This window comes from Streptomyces sp. NPDC033131 (assembly GCF_055578365.1).
Window position 1 is genome coordinate 131,581 of the sequence record NZ_JBVIPA010000008.1, and the last position, 19,714, is coordinate 151,294.

Sequence of the window (19,714 nt, forward strand, 5' to 3'; positions counted from 1 at the left end):
CCGGCACAGGGGCGGGAGGTGACAGGACGTATGAGCGACATGGCGGCGGTGCCGCCCGGCAGCCCGGGCCGAGCGGTCGCCTCCCCGGCGCGGGAGGACCGGTCCGTCCCCGTCCGACTCGCGGCCGTGTTCCTGCCCGCGCCCCTTCCGCGCGAGGGGCGGATGGCCTTCTGGGACCCGGAGGACGGACAGCCGGCCGCAGCCGACACCGAGCTCACCGTCGTACGGCGACATGGTGGCGCGGTGCGCCGCAGGACCACCCCCGCGCTGTCGCTGCCCCTCGGCGAGGCCCTGCCGCTCCTCGTCCGCGCCCGGCGTGATCCCGCCGCCCACCCCGCCACCGCCTGCTGGGGTGCCGCCGCGCTGCACGCGCTGCGGCTCACCGCCCGCGGCCGGCTGCTGCCCGGCCTGACGGCCACCGGCCACGACGCCTGGCGGGCCGGCCCCCTCGACCCCGACGACATCGCCCACCTGCGCGCGGTCGCGGCCGCCCTGCCCTACGAAGGGCACGCGGTCCCCCTGCCCGGCCCGGGCGCGATCCGGCTGCCCGAACCGGAAGCGCTGATGCGTTCCTTCCTGGACGCCGTCGCGGACACCCTGCCCCGCACCCCGGCCGCCGCGTACGCCTGTGGCAAGCCTTTCGCGGCGCGCGAGCCGCAGCGCCTGCCCGACGCCGCCGACTGGGCCGCGGAGGTCGCCGCCGGCATGGACGCGGGCGTGCGGATCTCGCTCCGCCTGGACCTGTCGGCGTACAACCTGTTCGACAGCAGCGGCGACGGGACGCGCCACGCGGGCGCGGCGATCGTCCAGGTGCACAGCCTCGCCGACCCGACCCTCGTGGTCGACGCGGCGGCCCTGTGGGCGGGTGACGCGGACGCGGCCTTCGGCACCCGCGCGCGTGTGGACGCGGCCCTCGCGGTGCGGCGCGCGGCCCGTGTGTGGCCGCCGCTCGACCGGCTCTCGGAGCAGGACGTGCCCGACGTACTGGCACTGTCCGACGAGGAGTTGGGCGACCTGCTCGGCGTGGCGGCGACCCGGCTCGCGGCGGCCGGAGTGGCCGTGCACTGGCCGCGGGACCTGGCGCAGGACCTGACCGCGGCGGCCGTGGTACGACCCGCGCCCGGCTCGGCGACCGACGGCACCGGTTTCTTCGAGAGCGAGGAACTGCTCCAGTTCCGCTGGCAGTTGGCGCTCGGCGGCGATCCGCTCAGCGAGGGCGAGATGGACACCCTCGCCGAGGCGCACCGCCCGGTCGTCCGCCTGAGGGACCAGTGGGTGCTGGTCGACCCCGCCCTCGTCCGCAAGGCCCGCAAGCGTGAACTGGGCCTGCTCGACCCGGTCGACGCGCTGTCCGTCGCCCTCACCGGCCACGCGGAGGTCGACGGCGAGACGGTCGAGGCGGTCCCGGCCGGCGCCCTGGCCACCCTGCGTGACCGCCTGACGGCCGGCGTACGACCCGCGGAGCCGCCTCCCGGCCTGCACGCCACCCTCCGCGACTACCAACTGCGCGGCCTGGCCTGGCTGGACCTGATGACCTCCCTCGGTCTCGGCGGCTGCCTCGCCGACGACATGGGACTCGGCAAGACCATCACCCTCATCGCCCTGCACCTGCGCCGAGCCCGCCCCGAACCCACGCTGGTGATCTGCCCGGCCTCCCTGCTCGGCAACTGGCAGCGGGAGATCACCCGGTTCGCGCCCGGCGTCCCCGTCCGCCGCTTCCACGGCCCGGACCGCAGCCTGGACGACCTCGACGGCGGCTTCGTCCTCACCACGTACGGCACCATGCGGTCGGCGGCACCCCGACTGGCCGAGCAGCACTGGGGCATGGTCGTCGCGGACGAGGCACAGCACGTCAAGAACCCGTACTCGGCGACCGCGAAGGCCCTGCGCACGATCCCGACCCCCGCGCGCGTGGCCCTCACCGGCACGCCGGTGGAGAACAACCTCTCTGAGCTCTGGGCCCTGTTGGACTGGACGACACCGGGCCTCCTGGGCCCCTTGAAGTCCTTCCGCGCCCGCCACGCGCGCGCCGTGGAGAACGGCGAGGACGACGAGGCGGTCGCCCGGCTGGCCCGCCTCGTGCGCCCCTTCCTCCTGCGCCGCAAGAAGTCCGACCCCGGCATCGTGCCCGAGCTGCCGCCCAAGACGGAGACCGACCGCCCGGTCCCGCTCACCCGCGAACAGGCCTCCCTCTACGAGGCGGTGGTGCGCGAGTCGCTGCTGGCCATCGAGACCGCGCAGGGCATCGGCCGCCGCGGCCTGGTGCTCAAGCTGCTCTCCGCGCTCAAGCAGATCTGCGACCACCCGGCGCTCTACCTGAAGGAGGACGTCCCGGCCACGGCCACCGACCGGCTGGCCGCCCGCTCCGGAAAGATGGCCCTGCTCGACGAACTGCTGGACACACTGCTCGCCGAGGACGGCTCGGCGCTCGTCTTCACGCAGTACGTCGGCATGGCCCGCCTGATCACCTCCCACCTCACCGCCCGCGCGGTCCCGGTGGACCTCCTGCACGGGGGCACACCGGTACCGGAGCGCGAACGCATGGTGGACCGCTTCCAGAGCGGGGCGACCCCCGTCCTGGTGCTGTCGTTGAAGGCGGCCGGCACCGGCCTGAACCTCACCCGCGCGGGCCACGTCGTCCACTTCGACCGCTGGTGGAACCCGGCCGTCGAGGAGCAGGCCACCGACCGCGCCTACCGCATCGGCCAGACCCAGCCCGTCCAGGTCCACCGCCTCATCACCGAGGGCACCGTCGAGGACCGCATCGCCGAGATGCTGGAGGCCAAGCGGGCACTCGCCGACGCGATCCTCGGCTCCGGCGAGTCGGCCCTCACGGAGCTGACCGACCGCGAACTCACCGACCTGGTCTCCCTCCGGAGGACCCAGTGACCCCCCACCCCGCCGACCAGGCACGCCGCGCACTCCAGGAGGCCCGGGAGCGCGCCGCCGGCCGCGGGGCGGCCGGGGCGGCGCCGGAACACGAGGAGGCTGGAGAACACGAAGCCACGGCACCTGCGGACACCGGAGCGCTCGGGACGGGGGCCGTGCCCGCGGCGGAGACGGTTTCCGGGGCGGAGCCGGCGCCCGAGACGGAGCCGGAGCCCGAGAAGGCTCGTGAGGCTCAGGCCCGGCCGGGTGACGTGGCCCGCGAGGCGCTGCGGAGGGCGATCGCCGCCAGGCGCGACGGGACCGCGGACACGGGGGACGCGGAGGCCGATGACCCGGGCACGGATGACCGGGACACGGATGACCGGGACACGGATGACCGGGACACCGATGACGCGGGCAGTGCCGACGACAGGCCGGCGGTGGAGGCGGCCTCCGGCCGCGCGTCCGACAGCGACGTGGATGCGCCGGCCCTGGAGGCGTCCGCCGCTGCCGACGGCGGTACGCCGGGCAGCTCGACGCGGGAGGCATCAGCCGGTGCCGGTGCCGGGCCCACATCCGGTGCCGAGGCCCGCTCCGCCGCCCCCGAACCTCAGCCCGGCTCGCCGGCCCAGACCGGTGGCGAAGCGGACCGTCGGGGCGGGCGTCCCGCGGACGTCGCGCGCGAGGCGCTGCGTGCGGCCCGTGACACGGCCCGGCGGGCTCGGGCGGACGCCGTGGCCCAGGAGGCCGGGACCGCACGTCGAGCGAGCCGTCCCACGCCGCCCATCGCCTCCCCGGCTCGTGGCGCCACGTCCGGCCGGTCGGCCGACCGCCGGGCGCGTGACGTACGGGAGTTGCTGGCCGACGCCTTCCGGATGCCTGACGAGGAGCCGGGAGACAGCGCCGCCCGGGAAGGGGGGATCGACAGCGCAGGACCCCCCTCGCCCCCGACCTCACCGGACGAGACCGGCACCGGCCCCGAGACCGGCACCCCCAGTGGCACCAGCACGGCGAGCCCCGCCCCGACCATGACCCCGACCCCGCCCCCGACCACGCCCGCGCCACCCCGCCGGCCCTCTTCCATGGCCGCCCCCGGCCGCGACGGCGACCTGCGTCGTACCTTCCCCGCCTTCCCGCCCCGGCCGTCGGACGGCACCGGCTTCGCCGAGACCTGGTGGGGCAACGCGTGGGTGACCGCGCTGGAGGAGGGCGCCTTGGACGCCAAGCGGCTGGCGCGCGGGCGGACGTACGCGGAGCAGGGGAACGTGGACGCCATCACGGTGACTCCCGGACTGGTGCTCGCCTATGTCCAGGGGAGCCGCCCGCGGCCGTACCGCGTGCAGGTGCGGTTGCGTACGCTCGACGACGCCGACTGGGACCGGTTCCTGGACAGTGCCGCCGAGCGGCCGGGACACATCGCCGCGCTGCTGGACAGGGAGATGCCCCAGGCGCTCGCGGAGGGCGGCGTCCCGCTGCTCCCCGGTCCAGGCGACCTGGAACCGCAGTGCAGCTGCCCCGACCGCGGTCACCCCTGCAAGCACGCCGCCGCCCTGTGCTACCAGACCGCCCGGCTGCTCGACGCCGACCCCTTCGTCCTGCTCCTGCTGCGCGGCCGTGGCGAACGCGACCTGCTGGACGCCCTGTCCCGGCTCAGCGCCACCCGCGCGGCCCGCGCCGCCCAGGACCAGGCACCGGCCCGGCCGCCCGGCGTACGGGCGAGCGAGGTCCTCGCACCCCGCGCCCTCCCGCCTCTGCCGGCGCCCCTGCCCCCGCCCCCGCATCCCGAGCAGCCCCCGGTGTACCCCGCGGCCCCGGGCGGCCCGGACCCCTTCGCGCTTGACCAGTTGGCGACCGACGCGGCGGCCCGCGCCCACGCCCTGCTCGTCACCGGCCGCGACCCGGTCGGCGAACTGACCCTGTGGCAGGACGCGGTGCGGCTCGCCGCGGCCCGCCCCGGTTCCGGCCTCACCGCCGGCACCCGCGCCCTGTACGCCGCACTCGCCTCCGCCGCCGGCCGCACGCCGGCCGAACTGGCCCGCGCCGTCGCCGCCTGGCGTCAGGGCGGACCGGAGGGTCTCGCCGTCCTCGAAGAGCCCTGGGACCCGCCGGCCGGCCGCTTCGACCGTGCCCGCCCCCTTCTCCTCGCCGCCGACCTTCCCGCCTTCCGCCCCTGGCACAACCACCTCACCCACCCCCGAGGCCATGTCCAGCTCCGCCTCGGCCTCGACGGCCTGTGGTACGCCTACGAGTCCGAACCGGGCCACGACGACTGGTGGCCCCGCGGCACCCCCGACCTGGACCCGGTCGGCGCCCTCACGGGTCTCGGCTCCGGCGGCGAGTTCTGAGACGTCACTGTTGTTGATCTTCTTCCCGTATAGGCGGTGTGAGAGTTCCCCGCGAAGAATCTTTCCGACCTCGTAGTCGATGGCCTTGTATCTGCAGACCTTCGCCTGCCGAGGTCGTCCAGGGCTGCGAATGCGGCAGCGCGGCCAGTGCCGGTCGGTGGCCAACGAACAGGGCGAGGCCAACCGCTGGAGGAACGGCTCCTGGTGACCGGTCTTCCCACAGGGGGAGTGACCGGCACGGCCGCACAGGCTGGTGTTAGCCTCATGCGGCTGTGCTTGGGGGGACGGCCGGGGGGCCGGGGACATTCCACCGTTCATGTGACGCGCGCCTGTTGGGCCGCCGTCGTCCCGTCATGCTCTGCCTTTGTTCCGAACCAGAGGCCCAGGAGCCGACGTTGGCCAGACGTACCACTGCCCGCGGGGTCATAGCCGCACTGGCGGTCCTCGCCACGACCGCCGGAGGGATCACCGGCGCGGCCACCGCCTCCGCCGGCACCGCCCTGCCGGTGGAGAAGGTCTTCCAGTCCAACCGTTACGCCCCGCGCGCGGACCGGATCCGCAGCGCGGGGCACAGTGGCTACCTGCATGCCCAGGAGGGCCGTTCCGGCTACTTGTGGACGTCGTACGCCACTGGCGCGACGACCGAACTGGGCGAACTGCCCTCCTTGGAGATCCCCGGGTACCTGGGCTCGTCGTCCGACATCGTTGCCGAGGTCGTCTCGCCCACCGAGAAGGTCGTCCTCAGAGACATGGCCGCCGGCACCAGGACGGACGTCGCCCTCACCCACGGCACCTACCAGGCCACCTTCGGCACCCACGTGCTGACCCAGGCCCGGGACACCGACGGCAACCGCACGCCGTGGCTCTACGGCGCGGGCGCGCCCGCCGACGGCACCCCCGTCGAGGGATGGCCGACCGGCGTCACCACCGACTTCACCGTCCTGGGCGGCGACAGCACCACCGCCGTCCTCAACTACGCGCAGCCGAACGGTGTGCAGCACCTGATGCTGGTCGACCTGGCCACCGCGAAAGTCACCGGCGACGTGACCCTGAACGTCGTGCCGACCGGCGTCGCGCTGAGCGCGGACCGGCTGGTGTGGTGGTCCGGTGCCTGGTCCGCCCGCGTCCTGGACCGCGCCGACCTCTCCGCCCCCGCAACGGCGTTGAGGCTGCCCGGCACGGAGGGCACCCCGTCCGTGGGCATCGCCGGGAACTGGCTGGTGGTGGCCCGTTCCGTGCCGGCGAGCCCGCAGGACTGGGTCGACAAGTCCGGCGAGCGGCTGATGGCCGTACCCCTGACGGGCGGTGACCCGGTCACCCTGCTCCGGCACGCGAACACCTCCCTCGTCAGCGCGCCGGACGGCGGCCTGCTGGCCGTGGGCGGCACCGACTCCGGCGCCTGGGCGGTGCGCCGGGTCGCCGACACGGGGGCGGCCGCCCCGACGCTGAGGGAACTGACCGCGGTACCGCCGGTCGCCGCGAGGATCGACCGGCTGTCGCTGCAGAACGGCACGCTGGCCACCGACGAGGCCGACGCCAGCTTCATGGGTGCGTACTACACCAGGCCGATCGCCGCCGACGGCACGCCGGGCGCACCCACCTGGCAGGGCTGGGACGGCCACAACGTGGGCCCGTACGCCACCGGGGACGGCCGCGCGGTGACGTTCACCGCCGACTCCGACCCCACCAGTGGCTCGTACGTCCAGTCCGTCTTCAAGGACGACGCGGCGGGTTTCTTCCGGATGCCCTCCGCCTCCGGAGCCCTCCTCGACGTCACCGGCCGCTACGCGATCGTCAACGGCTCCTCCCCGGCCAAGCAGTACGTCGGCGACCTCGGCGTGTACTCCGACCTCCAGCCCATCGTGACCCGCTCGGTCACGGCCGCCTCCGTCTGGGGCACCAAGTTGTGGACGCCGGGCTCCGGCACGGGTGTCGTCACCGCGAAGGACCTGAAGACCGGCAAGGTCACCGACACGATCGCCACCGGCGCCCCGTGCGTCCCCAAGGAGCTTCAGGCGGTGGGCCGTTGGATCCACTGGTCCTGCGGCCCGACCTCGACGCGGGCGGCCGGGGTGTGGGACCGTACGGCGAAGAAGAACATCCCCGTCCCGTCCGGCGAGGCCCTGCTCGGCGACGGCTATGTCGTACGGCACGACACCGCGGCCGGCGCGCTCCTGCTCACCTCCTTCGCCGACGGCACCGCAGCCACCCGGAAGATCGGCGACCTCGCGGCGGGCGGCTCCAGCCGGCGCGGGGTGACCTGGACCGTGGACAAGTTCGGCGGTCCCGTGGCCTATGTCGACGCGGACCGGCGGATCCACCTGGTGCCCAGCGGGACCGCCACCCAGGCCCTCGGAGTGATCGAGTCCGAGGTGACGAGCAGCTTCGGCGGCGACCCGTGGTGGCAGTGGCGCGGGTTGCTCTCCAAGCCCGCCGACTCCTGGAAGGCCACGCTCACCAGCAAGGCCACCGGCACGGTGGTCCGTACGCTCTCCGGCGGCGAGGTGTCGGGCAACCTGACCGCGGAGTGGGACGACCGCGACGGCAAGGGCGTTTACGTCCCCAACGGCACGTACACCTTCAGGCTGACGGCCCAGCCCGCCGACGGGTCGGGGCCCGCGCTGACGGTCACCCAGACGGTGCGCGTGTCCTACGGAGCCGTCGTACGCCGCGACTTCACCAACTACGACACCTGGACGCCCGACGGGATCGGCGACGTGATGACCCTCAGCCCGTCCGGTGTCATCAGCTACCGTCCGGGCAACGGGACGGGAGGCCTCGGCAAGGCCATGTCCGCCTCGGGCTGGCCCTCCTCGGTGACCCTGGTCCCGTTCGGCGACCTGAACGGCGACCGCCAGAACGACGTCCTCGTCCGCTTCAGCAGCGGTGAACTGAGGGCGTACCGGACCTGGCGCGGCCAGGCCTTCCTCACGGACACCCCGCGCACCTCGCTCGGCAGGGGCTGGAACCAGTACGACGTCCTGACCTCGCCGGGGGACGTGAACGGCGACGGGCGGCCCGACCTCATCGCCCGCAACAGCTCCACCGGCGCCGTGTACCTCTACAAGGGCACGAGCGCGGGGAAGCTGTCGGCGCGAGTGAAGCTCTACGACAACTGGAAGACGTACAAGAAGATCGTGGGCGTCGGCGACTTCAACGGCGACGGCCGCGGCGACCTGTTGGCCCAGGACAAGTCGAACACCCTGTGGCGGTACGACGGGAACGGCACCGGCGGCTTCAAGGCGCGGGTGAAGCTCGCCGCGAACTGGGGCTCGTCGTACAACGTCATCGTCGGCGTCGGCGACATCACCGGCGACGCCAGAGGGGACATCATCTCCCGGGACACCTCGGGCGCGGTGTGGCGCAACACCGGTAACGGCAAGGGGTCGTTCGGGGCCCGTACGAAGATCGCGACCGGGTGGCAGGGGTACAAGAGCGTGTTCTGACCGGACTTCAGCCGAGGCCCGTCGACTCCCGGGCGACCACCGTGCGGAAGTCGTGCGGCGGCCGCCCGGCGAGGCGCCGCACCACGTTCGGTCGTGCGGTCCCCGGCGCTCTCCGCGATGGCGCGGTATCTCAATACTGGCGGGTGATGTGGATCGCTTCGCCGCTCATCGGCTCCGCCCCTTTCCGGCTGTCTGTGCTCGGTCACCCACGGGCACAGCGGCGGTCTGCGGCACAAACCCAGGGAGGGCGGCTGTCGGGGCGGTGAGCCTTTGCGGGGAGCGGGTTGCCGCTGCCTGTGCGATGGGGGTGCGCCGCTCCATCAGCTCCTCGGGGCGTGGAGCCGGGCCGCGGTGCTACGCGTGGGTCGTCTGTCCGGAGACGACGGGCGGCCCGGAGGCGTCGGTGCGGGCGCACGTGTAGCCGATGAGTCGGGACGGGTCGGCCTTGGCGGGGCACGGTGGAAGCGTCGGAGCGGACGAACGTGCTCGCTCTGGGGGAGGCGTACACGGTGTCGGGCCACGAACTGGCGCATGAGGCGGGCGACGCCTTCACGATCAAGCAACTTCGCCGACGCGCGTACCGGCTCATGGAGCTTCTCGAGCCCCGTCGCGTCAGGCTCTACGAGCGACTTGCGCGCCGTACGGCCTGCAGGATTGGGGCGAGGTGGCTTCGGAGTCCGCTTGCTGGTTCTGGACCGGTGGCTGTAACTCGGAGCGTCCGGCTACGACCAAGCCTTCCACCAAGCGTTCACCGTGTGGTGTTCGAGCTGCTGTTGGGCGGGATTTCGGAAGATTTCCAGGTGGATCACACCGAGCCTCGTTCGTGGCACCACACTCGATGCTGCTTCCTGAACCGCCTGGAGCCCGTGATCAAAGAGGAAAGCGTTGCTCGTAGCGACTGAAGGAGGGCACGCGCCCGGAGGGCCCACTGCCGACACGGCCACGAGTACATGCCGGAGAATGTATACCTGGTTCTCGTCGCCAGGACCGGAGCGGGGCAAGGCCCGCCAGGTCCACCCCGGCGATGTGACATCTCGTGACAGATGAGAGGCTCAGACGGGTGAGCGAGACACCACCGAACACCCTGCAATACCGCTTTGACGGGCCAGAAGACGCCCCAGTCCTGATCTTGGGACCCTCCCTGGGTACCACCTGGCACATGTGGGACCGGCAGGTTCCCGAGCTGGCCAAGCAGTGGCGTGTCTTCCGGTTCGACCTGCCCGGACACGGCGGCGCCCCCGCCTACCCGGCCGGCTCGGTCGCCGACCTGAGCACCCGGCTGCTGGCCACGCTCGACGCACTGGGCGTGCAGCGCTTCGGCTACGCGGGCTGCGCGCTCGGTGGCGCGATCGGTATCGAGCTGGCCCTGCGCCACCCCGAGCGGGTCGCCTCGCTCGCCCTGATCGCCGCCTCGCCGCGCTTCGGCACGGCCGACGAGTTCCGGCAGCGCGGGGTGATCGTCCGGACCAACGGGCTCGACCCGATCGCCCGCAGCTCCCCGGACCGCTGGTTCACCGGCGGGTTCGCCGCCGCGCAGCCCGCGATCACCGAGTGGGCCGTGCAGATGGTGCGCACCACCGACCCCGGCTGCTACATCGCGGCCTGCGAGGCGCTGGCCTCGTTCGACGTGCGGCCCGAGCTCGGCCGGGTCGGTGTGCCGACCCTGGTCCTGGTCGGCTCGGACGACCAGGTCACCGGCCCCGCCGAGGCCCGCACCCTGGTCGCGGGCATCCCGGACGCCCGGCTCGCCGTCGTCCCCGGCGCCTCCCACCTGGTGCCGGTCGAGCAGCCCGCCGCCGTCACCGACCTCCTGGTGAGACATTTCTCCACCGCCTGGCAGCCCGCCTTCGACTCCACCACCGGCCAGATGGCGGCCATCGTGGCGTCACCGGTCAAGCCGGTGCTGTCGGCCGCGCCGCCGCAGCCCGCGCCCCGCGCCGAGATCGCCGCGGCCACGGCGCAGCCCCAGGTCATGGGCCGCCCCGACCCCTACGACGCCGGCCTCAAGGTCCGCCGCGAGGTGCTGGGCGACGCGCACGTCGACCGGGCCCTCGCCCAGGCCGACGAGTTCTCCGGGGACTTCCAGGAGTTCATCACCCGCTACGCCTGGGGCGAGATCTGGGACCGGCCCGGCCTCGACCGCCGCTCCCGCAGCTGCGTCACCCTCACCGCCCTGGTCGCCGGCGGTCACCTGGACGAGCTGGCCTTCCACATCCGCGCCGCCCTGCGCAACGGCCTCACCCCGGCCGAGATCAAGGAGGTGCTGCTGCAGGCGGCCGTGTACTGCGGCGTACCGGCGGCCAACAGCGCGTTCAAGGTGGCCCAGCAGGTCATCCGCGAGGAGACCACCCCGACCGAGTGAGCCCCCTGCCGTGGCCGGGGCAGGATGGAAGCCATGAAGCTCACGAAGAAGTCGCACGCCTGCGTCCGCCTCGAGAAGGACGGACACACGCTCGTCCTCGACCCCGGCGGATTCAGCGAGACGGACGCCGCGGTCGGCGCGGACGCCATCCTGATCACGCATGAGCACTCCGACCACTTCAACGAGGCGCGGCTGCGGGTCGCCATGGAGGCCAACCCGGCCGCCGAGATCTGGACCCTCAGGTCGGTCGCGGAGAAGATCTCCGCCGCCTTCCCGGGCCGCGTCCACACCGTCGGCCACGGCGACACCTTCACCGCCGCCGGCTTCGACGTCCAGGTCCACGGCGAACTGCACGCCGTGATCCACCCGGACATCCCGCGCATCACCAACGTCGGCTACCTCGTGGACGACGGCCGGGTCTTCCACCCCGGCGACGCCCTCACCGTCCCGGACCGGGCCGTGGAGACGCTGATGCTTCCGGTGATGGCCCCGTGGAGCAAGATCTCCGAGGTCATCGACTACGTCCGCGAGGTCGGGCCGCAACGCGCGTACGACATCCACGACGCCCTCCTCACCGACCTCGCCCGCCCGGTCTACGACAACCAGATCGGCGCCCTCGGCGGCTCGAAGCACCTGCGGCTGGCGCCGGGGGAGTCGGCCGAAGTGTGACGGCCCCGGCCCCCGGCACCCGGGCGGGCCGGGTTGTCAGACCCTCCCGGTAGGTTGTCAGGCATGCGCATCGCCACCTGGAACGTGAACTCGATCACCGCCCGCCTGCCGAGGCTGCTGGCCTGGCTGGAGAGCAGCGGCACCGACGTGCTGTGCCTCCAGGAGGCCAAGGTCGCCGAGGAGCAGTTCCCGCTCGACCAGCTGCGCGAGCTGGGCTACGAGGCGGCGGTGCACGCCACCGGCCGGTGGAACGGCGTGGCGGTGCTCTCCCGCGTCGGTATCGAGGACGTGGTCAAGGGCCTGCCGGGCGACCCCGGCTTCGACGGCGCCCCCGAGCCCCGGGCCATCTCCGCGACCTGCGGCCCGGTCCGCGTCTGGTCGGTGTACGTGCCGAACGGCCGCGAGGTGGACCACCCGCACTACGCCTACAAACTGCTGTGGTTCGAGGCCCTGAAGGCGGCCGTCGCGGGTGACGCGGCGGGCAGCCGCCCGTTCGCGGTGATGGGCGACTACAACGTGGCCCCGACGGACGACGACGTGTACGACAGGTCGGCCTTCGAGGGCTCCACCCACGTCACGCCGGCCGAGCGGGCCGCCCTGGCCTCCTTGCGCGAGGCGGGCCTGTCTGACGTGGTCCCGAGGCCCCTGAAGTACGAGCACCCGTTCACGTACTGGGACTACCGTCAGCTCTGCTTCCCCAAGAACCGTGGCATGCGCATCGACCTGGTGTACGGCAACGAGCCGTTCGCCAAGTCCGTCACCGACGCGTACGTGGACCGCGAGGAGCGCAAGGGCAAGGGCGCGTCGGACCACGCGCCGGTCGTGGTGGACCTGGACGTGTAGCCGCCTCCCGAGAGCAGTCGCGACACCGGCACCGGCACATCCCGCGCGGCCGCGCCCGCCGCCTGTACCGCCACCGTCGCGCTCCCGACGCGTACCGGTGCCGCGGCGAAGGTGTTGTCGTACCGCAGCCGCAGCCGCAGCCGCAGCCGCAGCCGCAGCCGCAGCCGCAGCCGCAGCCGCAGCCGAGGCCCGCCCGCCGTCGTGTGCACGAGCCGGAGCGTCCGGTGGGGCCGGTGCCCCAGAGCCGGGTAGCCGGAGGTCGCGGCCGCCCAACTCCCCCTCCAGCCGGGCGTGCCGGGCCTCACCGACAGGGCGAACACGTGCAGGCCGGCCGTGTCCGGCAGCCGTACCGAGACGACCCGGCGCCCCGGCGAAAGCGGCTCTGTCACGACGTACAGCCGGGCCTGTTCGGTGAGTTGGCCCTCGGCTGTGTTGAGGTGTGGGAGGGTCACCGCCTCGGTGGCGAGCGGGCCGCGGTGCCAGTCGGGGGCGGTCAGCCGGTACGGGGAGCGGGTGCCGTCCGCGTGCGCGACCGTGCCGCTCGCCTGGTCCCCGGCCGTGCCCGCGACCTGGAAGGCGAGCCCGTCACCGCGGCCGCCCAGCCGGACGTTCTGACCGGCGGCCCGCACGTTGTCAGGTTCGCCGCCGCTCGCCTCGGCAGGGTCAGCCGGGCTCCCTGCACGGTGATCGTGCGGCCGGGCGTCCAGCCGGCGGCTGTGAGGTCCCGTGCCGACAGGGAGGCGCCGGACCCGTCGAAGTCCGCCTCGCCGGGCCGGGCGTCGTCGCTGACCGCCGTGTTGTCGAGGAGCCGCTCCAAGGGGAGGGGGTCCGCCCTGCCTTCGGGGACCGCTGTTGCGGTGCTCTGCGGCAACAGGGCCGCGCACAGGGACAGAACGACCGCACAACCCCGGACCCGTCGGCGCACGACCGACTCCTCCCGATCACGACCCGCTCGCGACCCGCTCACGACGAGACGGAAGACGCATCGTGGAGCCAGTGCCGCGACAGGCAACGGCAACCCCGTCGCGACGTCCGGCACGCACTGTCGCCGCACCGGCCGAAAGCCCACGTACGTCCAGTACGAGGATTCCGGCCGGTACGCCGAGAGCACGCACCGGACGCCGCTCCCTGACGGGCAAACGTTGCCTGCCGCGGCACTGGAGAGACGCCGGTGACGCGTCAACGAGCCATGCGCGAACGCGGCGTGAAGTCGGCCGGAATCGACGGCCCGCGCGCCTGTGGTGCGCACGGGGGTGCGGATGACACGCTGGGCGTATGAAGATCCCTTTTCTGGGCAACCGGCGTGACAAGCCCGGCGCCCCCGACCCCGAGGGCATCGCCGAACTCCTCTCCGAATGCGAACTGCTGCGTTCCCAGGCGTCCCGAGAGGGCGTCCAACTCGACGACACGGTCGCCTCGTTGGAGGCGCTGGACCAGCTGGTGCCGCGCTGGCGCGACGACGAGGAGGTGCTGCCGTGGCTCGGCAACGACGCCGGGCTCTATCTCGGCACGGTCATCGTGCGCACGGTTCCCGGCGCCGCGTGGGACCTGTGGCCCGACGGCCAGCCCGTCATCCGGCTGGCCTCCGGCCGCGAGTTCGACGTCGTGGCCGCAGGGCACGAGTGGGCCGGCAGCGGGGTGCCCGAGCTCTCGCAGCTGTACGCCGAGGTCGCCGAAGCGTGAATCCCCGGCCCCCAGGCCGGCGTAAATACGGCTAATGCCCGGAAAGTGCGTGTCGTGCCGTGGCTGCGATCTTGCCCGGATAGGTTGCGGCGACTACGACACAGCTGAGAGTGAGTAGGGCTGGGCATGGCCGTCGATCCGTTGATCGAACTGCGTGACGTCAACAAGTATTACGGGGAGCTGCATGTCCTGCAGGACATCAACCTCACCGTCGGCAAGGGGGAGGTGGTCGTCGTCATCGGGCCCTCGGGGTCCGGGAAGTCGACCCTGTGCAGGGCCATCAACCGGCTGGACACCATCCGCTCCGGTTCCATCACGCTGGAGGGACAGCCGCTGCCGGACGAGGGCAAGGCCCTCGCGCGCCTTCGGGCCGACGTCGGCATGGTCTTCCAGTCCTTCAACCTCTTCGCCCACAAGACGGTCCTGCAGAACGTCTCCCTGGCCCAGATCAAGGTCCGCAAACGCAGTAAGGAGCAGGCCGACAAGCGCTCCCGCGACCTCCTGGACCGCGTCGGCGTCGCCGACCAGGCGGACAAGTACCCGGCCCAGCTCTCCGGCGGGCAGCAGCAGCGCGTGGCCATCGCCCGCGCCCTCGCGATGGAGCCCAAGGCGCTCCTGTTCGACGAGCCGACCTCTGCCCTCGACCCGGAAATGATCAACGAAGTTCTCGAGGTCATGCAGCAACTGGCCCGTGACGGCATGACGATGGTCGTCGTCACCCACGAGATGGGCTTCGCCCGCTCGGCCGCCAACCGCGTCGTGTTCATGTCCGACGGCCGTATCGTCGAGGACCGCTCCCCCGAGGAGTTCTTCACCAACCCGGAGAGCGAGCGGGCCAAGGACTTCCTCTCCAAGATCCTCAAGCACTGAGCGGGGGAGTACGAACCGTGTTCCGTACCACCTGTGTGCCCTTCGCCCCGGTCGTGGGAATCCCGACGAACACCGCCCCCGCGCTCCGCGACTTTCCCGGGCCGACGGCCCGTCGGCACGACCACGTGTACGGTGGCCTGTCCACCTACGTGACGGCCGAACCGATGACGCTGCTGCCGGGTGGGGGTCCCCCCACGGCCCGGAAACCGTAGGGGGGTGGCAGCTCGAGAGCCCATACCCGCCCGGCAGCAGCCGGAGATCACTGCTCGCGCAGCGGAATCGACACGTACGACGGGTCGGTGGCCGGCGAGGAGAAGGTCAGCTGCGCGCCGGACGGGTTGTGCTCGATGTAGAGCGGGTCGACCGTGTCGACCACCAGGGCCAGTCGGTGCCCCGCCGGGACGTCGTAGGCCGTGGAGAACAGCTCCAGGTCGACGGCGAACGGCTTTCCGGGGGTCTGCCCGTGGAAGGTGTACGGCGCGTTGCTGACCAGCTTGCCGAGGCCGAGCGGCCCCACGTCGTACAGGTACGCGACGAGGGTGCCGCTCTCCTTGGCCGGGGTGAGGGTGGTGTGCAACTTCGCGGTGCCACGTACCCGTTGGGCCTTGGCGTACTTCTCCGACTGCCACACCGCGGCCCAGCGGCGGGGGAGCAGCGGGATCGAGGCGACCGGGGGCAGCTGGGCGACCTGGTCGAGGATGCTGGACAGGAAGACCACCCCGCCGTTGGCGCCCGAGTCGACGTTCGCGCGGATCGTGGTCGTGCCGGCGAGGGAGATCTTCTTCTGCGTCGCGCCCACCGACTTCCAGTCCGGATAGCCCTCGTAGCCGCCCGTGGAACGGGACTTGAGCCGGACGGGCTGCTCGCGGTCGATGCCGTTGTCCTCGCCCTGGAGGTAGTGGTCGAACCAGCGCTCGGTGTCCGTCCACACGTCGTTGGGCAGCCCGAACAGGCCGGTGACCTCGGCGGTCGCGTGGTCGCCGGGGCGCAGCTCCAGCCTCTTCGGACCGGTCAGCTTCTCGTAGAAGTCCGCGTACTGGTTGGGCGGGAAGACCGTGTCGCCCCACGCGTTGGCCATCATGACCGCGGTGCCGTTGCTGTTCAGCTGGTCGACATAGCTCGCAGCGGAACGTTTCTTCCCCCAGGCGACGAGCTCCGGCTCCTTGGCCAGGTTGGAGGCGTAGAAGTCGTCGAAGACCTGCCGGACTTCGGCGCCCTGACGGCCGGTGATCACACTCGCGCCGTCCAGGAGCCCGGCGGCCTGGACGTGCTGGGTGCGGCCGGAGTAGATCGAGCCGATCAGGTCGGCCCAGCCGCTGAGGGCGGCGACCGCCTTGACGCGCTTGTCGTGGGCGGCGGCGAGCAGGCTGATGCCGGCCCCGTACGAGACGCCGGCCATGGCGACCTTCCGGGCGTCGGCCGGGGTGTTGGCGAGCGCCCAGTCGATGACCTTGGACGCGTCGGCCGTGTCGGGCGGGCCCGCGACTTCTATCTCGCCGCCGGACTGCCAGAAGCCGCGCACGTTGTAACTGACCACCACATAGCCCGAGTTCGCGAGCTTCTGGGCCTGGGCGAAGTACTCGACCTGGGGCAGACCCCAGCTCGTGGGCATGACGAGCAGGGGGTAGCGGCGCGTGCCGTCGGCGCCGGCGGGCGTGATGACGTTGGCCTTGAGGACGGTGCCGCCGTCGCCGGCGATGTCGACGAAGCGGATGGCGGCCGCCGCCTGGGCGGTCGGGGCGAACCCGAGGGCGCTGCCGGCGATCAGCGTCGCCGAGACGGCACCCACGGTGGTGGTGCGCAGGGCCTTGCGATGATGTCCCACGGTTCACTCCATCACTCGGTCACTCGTGTAAGTGCAAAGTGACCCGACGGTAACGTCAGCCTCTTACCGTAGGTAACCCGTCGGTAAGTTACGTGGGAGTAACGATTGGTGGAATGTGCTGAAACCTAGGAGGCCCGGTGGGAATTGCGCGGAGCCGCCGGGGTCGGGAGGGGTGCCTGTGCCTCCCGGGTGACATCCGCGACCAGTTCGACGACGTCGGGGCCGTACGCCTGCGAGTTGACCACCTTCAGCAGCAGGACGAAGGCCGAGTTGCCGTACTTGCGCGTCAGCCGTTCGTGGTTGCGGGCGAGATACCGCGTGGTGGCCTGGTTGGTGATCGCGGTCTGACCGCAGAAGAGGAAGACGGGGCGGGTGCCGTGGCTCTCGTCGACGGTGAGCCGGGCCAGGAGCGTGTACTCGGTCCTGCCGACGTCCACGCGGTAGCGCTCGGAGCCGATCTGGAAGGCCCCGCGGTCCGGGGTCGGTTCAGCGTCCACGTTCACCCGCACGCCGGGGAGCAGGGAGGACAGATGCGCGGCCATACGGCGGTTGGACGCCGGGCCGCCGACGCAGAACTCGGTGCGCTCACCGAAACCCTGTCGGGCCGCGTCGTGCGGGACGACCTGGGCGTGGGCGTTGCAGTCCTTGATCAGTGCGGCCAGTTCGAGGAGCGCGAACACGTCGTAGCGCATCACCGCCAGGTCGGGCCCGCCGGCGCCACGGTTGACCACCAGCAGCGACTCGGAGTTGTCGGGCAGCCCGAAGAAGGCCTGCTGGCGGCGGAGCTTCCGCTTCCACAGGTAGGTCCGGGCCAGCCAGCCGAGCGCGGCACTGATGCCGGCGGCCAGCACACCCAGGACGATGTTGCGCACGTCGTCATTCATGGGCGCGCATGTTAGCGGGCGAACGCAAACCGGTGTTCGAGACCGGCTCCTCGCGCCTTCCTGACGAGGCCATGGCGATCGCATAGGCTGCGCGAACGGTCTTCTGACTGGAGGTTCGGATGCGTCGCCCTGTCGCTCGGAAACTGTCGGTTCTCGCGGTCTCGGCCGCCGTGGTGTCGGTGGGGGCGGCGCCACCGACCGGTCACGGTCCAGCCGTTGCCAAGGTTCCCGTCGCCGTCGGCTACGGCGGCGCCGTGGCCAGCGTCGACGCGGACGCCTCCGCCGCCGGCATCGAGGTGCTGAGGAAGGGCGGCAACGCGGTGGACGCGGCCGTCGCCACGGCCGCCGCGCTCGGCGTCACCGAGCCCTACTCCGCCGGCATCGGCGGTGGCGGCTACTTCGTCTACTACGACGCCAAGTCCCGCACGGTGCAGACGATCGACGGCCGAGAGACCGCCCCGCTGACCGCCGACTCCGGACTGTTCCTGGAGAACGGCAAGCCCCTCGCGTTCGCCGACGCCGTCAGCAGCGGCCTCGGCGTCGGCACCCCGGGCACGCCCGCCACCTGGCAGCGGGCGCTCGACAAGTGGGGCAGCAGGGGACTCGGCAGCGTCCTGAAGCCCGCCGAGCGGATCGCCCGCGAAGGATTCGTCGTCGACGACACCTTCCGCTCGCAGACGGCCTCCAACGAGACCCGGTTCCGCTACTTCCCGGACACCGCCGAGCTGTTCCTGCCGGGCGGACGGCTCCCCGTCGTCGGCTCCACCTTCAAGAACCCCGATCTCGCCCGCACCTACGCCGAGTTGGGCAGAAGGGGCGTCGGCGCGATCTACCACGGCGACCTCGGCGAGGACATCGTCGACACGGTGAACAAGCCGCCCGTGGACCCCGCTTCGGGCTGGAACGCCCGCCCGGGCGACCTCTCCCGGAAGGACCTCGCTGCCTACCGCGCCAAACTCCAGGCGCCCACCAGGACCTCGTACCGCGGCCTCGGCGTCTACTCCATCGCACCCTCCTCCTCGGGCGGCACGACGGTCGGTGAAGCGCTCAACATCCTGGAGAACACGGACCTGTCCAAGGCGAGCGACGTCCAGTACCTGCACCGCTACATCGAGGCGAGCCGGATCGCGTTCGCGGACCGGGGGCGCTGGGTCGGCGACCCGGCCTTCGAGGACGTACCGACGAAGCAACTGCTGTCACAGAAGTACGCCGACTCGCGGGAATGCCTCATCAAGGACGACGCGGTGCTCACCAGCCCGGTCGCGCCCGGCGACCCGCGGAACCCGGCGGCCTGCGGCGCCGCAGGGACGGCGGCGCCGACGACGTACGAGGGCGAGAACACCACGCATCTGACGGCGGCCGACAAATGGGGGAACGTCGTCGCCTACACGCTCACCATCGAGCAGACCGGCGGCAGCGGCATCACGGTGCCCGGCCGCGGGTTCATCCTCAACAACGAGCTGACGGACTTCTCCTTCGCCCCGGCGAATCCGGCCGTCCACGACCCGAACCTGCCCGGTCCGGGCAAGCGGCCGCGGTCGTCGATCTCGCCGACCATCGTGCTGGACCAGCGCGACAGGCCGGTGGTGGCGCTGGGTTCGCCCGGCGGCGCGACCATCATCACCACCGTGCTGCAGACCCTCACCCAGTTCCTCGACCGGGGGATGCCGCTGGTCGACGCGATCGCCGCGCCGCGCGCCAGCCAGCGCAACGCCGCCCAGACCGAGCTCGAACCCGGGCTCCACGGCAGCGAGACGGCCAGGCAACTGGAGGCCATCGGGCACTCCTTCAGGCTGAACCCGGAGATCGGCGCGGCGACGGCCGTGCAGCGGCTGCCGGGCGGGAAGTGGCTGGCCGCCGCCGAGAAGGTACGACGCGGCGGCGGCTCGGCGATGGTCGTGCACCCGGCGCCGTAGGGG

The 19,714-nt window shown here is 72.4% G+C and carries 12 protein-coding genes and 1 pseudogene; 10 read left to right on the plus strand and 3 right to left on the minus strand.

Annotated elements, in window-relative coordinates; translation table 11 throughout:
- Nucleotides 1-30 precede the first annotated feature (30 nt).
- The 6 genes from ACZ5XS_RS13585 (at nucleotide 31) to ACZ5XS_RS13610 (ending at nucleotide 12,533) form a co-directional block, all read left to right on the plus strand.
- Entirely contained in the window at nucleotides 31-2,889 is a 2,859-nt protein-coding gene (locus tag ACZ5XS_RS13585; protein ID WP_468650796.1) for a DEAD/DEAH box helicase, read from the plus strand.
- On the plus strand, nucleotides 2,886-5,213 hold the full coding sequence (locus tag ACZ5XS_RS13590; RefSeq protein ID WP_468650798.1) for an SWIM zinc finger family protein: 2,328 nt from the start codon (nucleotides 2,886-2,888) through the stop codon (nucleotides 5,211-5,213). The genes ACZ5XS_RS13585 and ACZ5XS_RS13590 overlap by 4 nt, the downstream gene beginning before the upstream one ends.
- 395 nt (nucleotides 5,214-5,608) lie before the next feature.
- A complete protein-coding gene (locus ACZ5XS_RS13595) occupies nucleotides 5,609-8,659 on the plus strand; it encodes an FG-GAP-like repeat-containing protein (protein WP_468650800.1) in 3,051 nt (1,016 codons plus the stop codon).
- Between the two features lie 1,060 nt (nucleotides 8,660-9,719).
- On the plus strand, nucleotides 9,720-11,021 hold the full coding sequence (gene pcaDC / locus ACZ5XS_RS13600; protein WP_468650802.1) for a bifunctional 3-oxoadipate enol-lactonase/4-carboxymuconolactone decarboxylase PcaDC: 1,302 nt from the start codon (nucleotides 9,720-9,722) through the stop codon (nucleotides 11,019-11,021).
- 33 nt (nucleotides 11,022-11,054) lie between these two features.
- Nucleotides 11,055-11,690: an MBL fold metallo-hydrolase gene (locus tag ACZ5XS_RS13605; protein WP_468650804.1), complete on the plus strand. Its 636-nt coding sequence runs from the start codon at nucleotides 11,055-11,057 to the stop codon at nucleotides 11,688-11,690.
- A 63-nt stretch (nucleotides 11,691-11,753) separates the two neighbouring features.
- Nucleotides 11,754-12,533, plus strand: coding sequence for an exodeoxyribonuclease III (locus ACZ5XS_RS13610; protein WP_468650806.1), 780 nt, complete (start codon nucleotides 11,754-11,756; stop codon nucleotides 12,531-12,533).
- A 20-nt stretch (nucleotides 12,534-12,553) separates the two neighbouring features.
- Here the strand turns inward: ACZ5XS_RS13610 and ACZ5XS_RS13615 are convergent.
- Nucleotides 12,554-13,458, minus strand: a pseudogene (locus tag ACZ5XS_RS13615) (SGNH/GDSL hydrolase family protein); the annotation flags it as partial.
- 350 nt (nucleotides 13,459-13,808) lie between these two features.
- On the opposite strand from ACZ5XS_RS13615, the gene ACZ5XS_RS13620 reads away from it, so the two are divergent.
- The 3 genes from ACZ5XS_RS13620 to ACZ5XS_RS13630 all read left to right on the plus strand — a co-directional run bounded on the left by ACZ5XS_RS13620 (nucleotide 13,809) and on the right by ACZ5XS_RS13630 (nucleotide 15,298).
- Nucleotides 13,809-14,216, plus strand: coding sequence for a DUF6278 family protein (locus tag ACZ5XS_RS13620; protein WP_217238998.1), 408 nt, complete (start codon nucleotides 13,809-13,811; stop codon nucleotides 14,214-14,216).
- 126 nt (nucleotides 14,217-14,342) lie between these two features.
- Nucleotides 14,343-15,086, plus strand: a complete 744-nt coding sequence (locus tag ACZ5XS_RS13625; protein ID WP_468650808.1) for an amino acid ABC transporter ATP-binding protein — start codon at nucleotides 14,343-14,345, stop codon at nucleotides 15,084-15,086.
- 17 nt (nucleotides 15,087-15,103) lie between these two features.
- Nucleotides 15,104-15,298 (plus strand): hypothetical protein, encoded by a 195-nt coding sequence (locus ACZ5XS_RS13630; RefSeq protein ID WP_468650810.1) that lies wholly within the window; start codon nucleotides 15,104-15,106, stop codon nucleotides 15,296-15,298.
- Nucleotides 15,299-15,345: 47 nt separating this feature from the next.
- On the opposite strand, the gene ACZ5XS_RS13635 is transcribed toward ACZ5XS_RS13630, so the two are convergent.
- On the minus strand, nucleotides 15,346-16,911 hold the full coding sequence (locus ACZ5XS_RS13635) for a CocE/NonD family hydrolase (RefSeq protein ID WP_468650812.1): 1,566 nt from the start codon (nucleotides 16,909-16,911) through the stop codon (nucleotides 15,346-15,348).
- A 125-nt stretch (nucleotides 16,912-17,036) separates the two neighbouring features.
- Nucleotides 17,037-17,795: a hypothetical protein gene (locus tag ACZ5XS_RS13640; RefSeq protein WP_468650814.1), complete on the minus strand. Its 759-nt coding sequence runs from the start codon at nucleotides 17,793-17,795 to the stop codon at nucleotides 17,037-17,039.
- 119 nt (nucleotides 17,796-17,914) lie between these two features.
- Here ACZ5XS_RS13640 and ggt point away from each other — a divergent pair, with 119 nt between their 5' ends.
- Nucleotides 17,915-19,711, plus strand: coding sequence for a gamma-glutamyltransferase (gene ggt / locus ACZ5XS_RS13645; protein WP_468650816.1), 1,797 nt, complete (start codon nucleotides 17,915-17,917; stop codon nucleotides 19,709-19,711).
- The last annotated feature ends 3 nt before the right edge of the window (nucleotides 19,712-19,714 follow it).

Coding starts and splice junctions, on each gene's coding strand:
- ACZ5XS_RS13585 (WP_468650796.1), top strand. CDS start 31: ATGAGCGACATGGCGGCGGTGCCGCCCGGCAGCCCGGGCCGAGCGGTC.
- ACZ5XS_RS13605 (WP_468650804.1), top strand. CDS start 11,055: ATGAAGCTCACGAAGAAGTCGCACGCCTGCGTCCGCCTCGAGAAGGAC.
- ACZ5XS_RS13610 (WP_468650806.1), top strand. CDS start 11,754: ATGCGCATCGCCACCTGGAACGTGAACTCGATCACCGCCCGCCTGCCG.
- ACZ5XS_RS13620 (WP_217238998.1), top strand. CDS start 13,809: ATGAAGATCCCTTTTCTGGGCAACCGGCGTGACAAGCCCGGCGCCCCC.
- ACZ5XS_RS13625 (WP_468650808.1), top strand. CDS start 14,343: ATGGCCGTCGATCCGTTGATCGAACTGCGTGACGTCAACAAGTATTAC.
- ACZ5XS_RS13640 (WP_468650814.1), bottom strand. CDS start 17,795: ATGAATGACGACGTGCGCAACATCGTCCTGGGTGTGCTGGCCGCCGGC.
- ggt (WP_468650816.1), top strand. CDS start 17,915: ATGCGTCGCCCTGTCGCTCGGAAACTGTCGGTTCTCGCGGTCTCGGCC.